We start from the raw sequence: 1,734 nt of genomic DNA, 5'->3' as shown, positions 1-1,734 counted from the left end.
CGGGGACTCCCGGTGTCACCGCCCAGTCCCGCACCAGCCGCTCCCGCTCACCCGGCGCCAGCATCGGCACCGCCGACACCGGCCGCTCCGGATCGGCCACGGCGGCGGCGAGCAGCGTGTTCAGATGCTCCCCGAAGCGAGCGACGGTCGACGCGTCGAACAGCTCGGCGCTGTACTCGACAAGCGCCCGCAGTCCGCCCTCGTACTCCTGGAACTCGATGGTCAGGTCGAACAGCGCCGAGTCCCGTTCCAACGGGTACTCACCGACACCGACCTCGCCGAGGCCCGGGTACACACCGGGCGCGTTCTGGAGCACCACCATCGCCTGCACGAGTGGGGTGCGGCTCGTGTCACGCTCCGGCTGCACCGCCTCCACCAGACGCTCGAACGGCACGTCCTCGTGGGCGAACGCGTCGAGCACGGTCTCCCGCACCTGCCCGAGCAGGGTGCCGAAGGGCATGTCCGGGTCGATGTGCGAACGCAGTACGACCGTGTTGACGAGGAAGCCGACCAGGTGCTCAAGACCCGCGCCGGCCCGGCCGGCGGACGCGGTGCCGACCGCGATGTCCTCCTGCCCGGTGTAGCGGGCGAAGACCGTCTTGACGGCCGCCGTCAGCGCCATGAAGAGGGTCGCGCCCTTGGTGCGAGCCAGCTCCTTGAGCCCGTCCACGGTGGCGGCCGGCACCTCGAAGCCCTGCACACCGCCCTTCGACGAGCGGACGGCCGGGCGCGGCCGGTCGGTGGGCAGCTCCAGCGGACTGATGCCCTTGAGCTGTTCGCGCCACCAGGCGAGTTGTTCCTCCAACAGGCCGCCTTCCTCCAGGCGGGCGCGCTGCCAGGCGGCGAAGTCCGGGTACTGAACCGCGACTTCGGGCAGCCGGGGCGCGCGGCCCTCGGTGCGGGCCGTGTACAGCTCGCCCAGCTCGCGGGCGACCACGCCCATGGACCAGCCGTCGGTGACGATGTGGTGCATGCCGAGGACGCACACGTGCTCGTCGGCGGAGAGCCGCACCAACAGCACCCGGACCAGCGGGCCGTGGCGCAGATCGTACGGACGCGTCAGCTCCTCCTGCGCCAGTGCGCGCAGCCGCTGTTCGCTCGCGGCCGCCTCGGCGCGCCACTCCGGCTCCAGCACGGGATGGACGATCTGCACGCCACGGCCGTCGACCACGTCGAACGTCGTCCGCAGCGCCTCGTGCCGGGCCACCAGGTCGGCGACCGCCGCGCGCAACGCGTCCGGATCCAGGGGGCCCGTCAGCCGCAGGCCGACGGCCGAGTGGTATTCGGTTCCACCCTCGTTGAAGTCCTCCAGGAACCACAGCCGCTGCTGACCGAAGGACATCGGCAGCAGACCGTCGCGCGGCACCGACGGGATCCCCGGGGCGGCGGCCGCTTCCTCGCTTTCGGGAGTCAGGGCGACCGCCAGCTCGGCGACCGTCGGTGCCTCGAAGAGCAGCCGCGGCGAAAGCCCTGCCCCCAGCACCTGGCGGGCCTGGGAGATGACCTGGATGGAGAGGATGGAGTCGCCGCCGAGCTCGAAGAAGTTGTCGTGGATGCCGACCTTCTCGACGCCGAGGACGTCGGCCCAGATCGCGGCGAGGGTTTGCTCGGTCTCCGTGCGTGGGGCGCTGTAGGCGGCGGCCAGTTGTGCTGTCTGGGTGTGGGGTTGGGGGAGGGCGCGGCGGTCGACTTTGCCGCTGGGGGTGTGGGGGAGGTGGTCGAGTGGGACGAAGA

1 protein-coding gene is annotated in these 1,734 nt (G+C 71.6%); it reads right to left on the bottom strand.

The genetic code is table 11. The annotated features are described in order from the left end of the window. On the bottom strand, nt 1-1,734 hold a 1,734-nt coding region (locus ACIBA9_RS38135), incomplete at both ends, for a condensation domain-containing protein (protein ID WP_399370375.1).

The sequence above is a fragment of the Streptomyces sp. NPDC051452 genome (genome assembly GCF_044454765.1).
Taxonomy (GTDB): domain Bacteria; phylum Actinomycetota; class Actinomycetes; order Streptomycetales; family Streptomycetaceae; genus Streptomyces.
The sequence above is the reverse complement of the archived record's forward strand: the minus strand, read 5'-3'. Positions and strand labels throughout refer to the sequence as shown.